2 protein-coding genes are annotated in these 2,769 nt (G+C 67.5%); one reads left to right on the top strand and one right to left on the bottom strand.

The genetic code is table 11. The annotated features are described in order from the left end of the window. Positions 1–536 precede the first annotated feature (536 nt). On the bottom strand, positions 537–1,211 hold the full coding sequence (locus VFW84_RS12210; RefSeq protein ID WP_329680733.1) for a pyridoxamine 5'-phosphate oxidase family protein: 675 nt from the start codon (positions 1,209–1,211) through the stop codon (positions 537–539). A 110-nt stretch (positions 1,212–1,321) separates the two neighbouring features. Here VFW84_RS12210 and VFW84_RS12205 point away from each other — a divergent pair. Further along, on the top strand, positions 1,322–2,769 hold a 1,448-nt coding region (locus VFW84_RS12205; RefSeq protein ID WP_329680732.1), incomplete at its 3' end, for a PLP-dependent aminotransferase family protein.

Raw genomic sequence — 2,769 nt, 5'->3', positions numbered from 1 at the left:
GGAACTCGCTACTCGCCCTGCAGGCGATCCGCTCAGACAACCCCGACGAGTCAGTTATTGAAGCGCGCTGCGCGCGCCCACCTCGACGCTCCGCTGCTCGGCGCCCCCGAGGCGCCCGGCCAGAGTCCCCCTCGGCCCTTGGATCGCCCCACTGGTGGCGTGCGAAGAGCGCGCGGCGCCATGCCACAAGCGTCACGCTGACGGGGCAGGGGGGCCATGACGCACGAAGCGATGCCTGCCTCGTCCCCGGGGCCTATGCATGCCACGAGCAGGGCGACCAAGGGCGGAGGGGGCCTGTAGGACGGGCGCCTGAGTGGGTGCTGAGGAGCGGAGGCGGGAGGCAGGCGTGCGCAGCACGCATCAAGCTCAAACTCGTTGGCGTTGTTTGAGTGGAGCGCCCAAAGGGCGCGCAGCGAGTTCGCCAACGCTGCCTCCTGGTGAGCACCGCAAGGGAGTCCCGCGCAGCGGGACCACCCACTTGAAGCCTGGCCTACAGGCCCCCTCCGACCCAGCCCTGCGCTCTCCCGCCAAAGCGCTCAATCCACATTCTGCCAAGCCGCCAAAGACCCATGCAAAGCCAGCCCCTCGCTCATGGGATCAGGCTGAGGTGCCAAGTGCTGCTCACGCAAAGGCAGCACCCCCGCCCACACAGGCAGATGCTCATCGCCCTCCTTGTCACGCGGCCCCCAATTGCGGATCTTGGCTGCCGCCTCATGCAAAGGCAAACCCAGCACCGTCGTGGCGTTCAGCTCATTGGCATTCGGCGCACGCACCTCATGGCGGCGGCCCTCAGCGATGTGGTCCATGAATGCGTCCAGCACCGCCGGCTTGTCCGCGTCTTGCACCAGTTCAAAAGCGCCATGGATCACCACACTGCGGTAGTTCATCGAGTGTGCAAACGCCGAACGCGCCAGCACCAGACCGTCCAGGTGGGTGATGCTCACGCACACTGGCGCCCCCGAGGCCAGGCGCTTCATCATCCGGCTGCCATTGGATCCATGGATGTAGAGCCGATCGCCCACGCGCCAGCAGGCCGTCGGCAGACACAGCACGGCGCTGTCCGGGGCTGCCGAGTCGGCAAAGGACACATGGCACAGCCAGGCCGCATCGACGATGGCGTGGATCGTGGCCTGATCGTAGTGCCCGCGCTCGGCGGCTCGCCGTACACGGGCGCGTTCACTGGGGGGCGGTGTAGGGGTGCTGTGTGGCATGGTGCGTCCTGTTCGTGTTGTAGGAAATGAGGCCTTCAGCTTAGTGAGCCTGTGGCACCATGCACAGATCCACCCCAGCACAAAATCATGGAGCCACGAAAGGACGCGCAATGATCGATCTGCACGATGTGCTGGCCACCTCCGCAGGCGGCCACCCGGTGCGTCAGCGCCGCCTTTACGAACAACTGCGCGCCGCCATCCTGGTAGGGCGCCTGTTGCCGGGGGCCGTGTTGCCCTCCACGCGGGAGCTCGCACGGGAGCAGGGCATGGCGCGCAACACCGTGATCCACGCCTATGAACAACTGGCAGCCGAGGGCTATGTGCAGTCCAGCCGCCAAGGCACTGTGGTGACCGTTCAGGCCGCTGTGCGGCAGGGCGCCGAGCGGCGCACGACCGCATCGGGCCTGGCCGCCGCGCGCCATCAGTTGCTGTCGCAACGCACGCGGCATTGCTCGCGTCGCCGCACACCGGAGGACGACTTGCGCCCCCTCATGCCCGGGGTGCCGGCGCTGGATGCCTTTCCGCTCAAGATCTGGCGGCGCCTGTGCGAGCGCGCCGACCGCAGCGCATCGCCTGGGGATCTGTCTTATCGCTACGCCGTGGGCGAGCCCGAGCTCCGGCAGGCCATTGCCACCTATCTGCGTGCCTCGCGAGGGGTGCGTTGCCATGCCGATCAGGTCATCGTCACCGATGGCACGCAGCACAGCCTGAGCCTGTGTGCCCAGTTGCTGGCCGATCCGGGTGAGCTGGCCTGGATCGAGCACCCGGGCTATGGTGGAGCTCGCACCGCCTTGTCGCAGGCGGGCCTGCGGCTGCGGCCGATCACGGTGGATGCGCAGGGCATTCACCCGCCTGCCCACTGGTGGCACCAGCATCCACCGCGCCTGATTTACACCACACCATCGCATCAGTACCCCTTGGGCTCGGTGCTGTCACTGGAGCGGCGTCTGGCGCTGATCGAGGGCGCTCGCCGACAGGGTGCCTGGATCCTGGAAGACGACTACGACAGTGAGTTTCGTCACGACGGGCCCCCGCTGGCCGCCATGCAGGGCCTGGTGGATGACGCACCTGTGGTCTACCTGGGCACCTTCAGCAAGTCGATGTTCCCGGGCTTGCGCCTGGGGTTTGTGGTGATGCCTGCGGCGCTGGCCGATCAGGCCGTGGGCGCCGTGGGTGAACTGGATCGTCGCGGTCACGCGGCCTTGCAGCGGGCGCTGGCGGCTTTCATCGACGAGGGCCACTTCACCAGCCACCTGCGCAAGATGCGCAAGCTGTACCTGGTCCGTCAGCAGGCCCTGCGCGAGGCCCTGCAGGCCCACTGGCCCGCGCCTTCACAGGTGTTGGGCGGCTCCTGCGGCATGCACCTGACGCTGAGCCTGCCGACCGAGCTGGACGACCAGACGCTGGCGCAGCGGGCTTTCGCTGCCGGGCTGAGCCCGCGGCCCTTGTCGGTTTACGGCACCGGGGGGATCACGGGCTTCAATGGCCTGGTCATGGGCTATGCCAACACACCGGCCGAGTCCATGGATACCCATGTGCGCACCCTGGCATCCTGTGT

The organism is Aquabacterium sp., assembly GCF_036279655.1.
In the GTDB taxonomy this organism is placed as follows: Bacteria; Pseudomonadota; Gammaproteobacteria; order Burkholderiales; family Burkholderiaceae_C; genus Aquabacterium.
The sequence above is the reverse complement of the archived record's forward strand: the minus strand, read 5'-3'. Positions and strand labels throughout refer to the sequence as shown.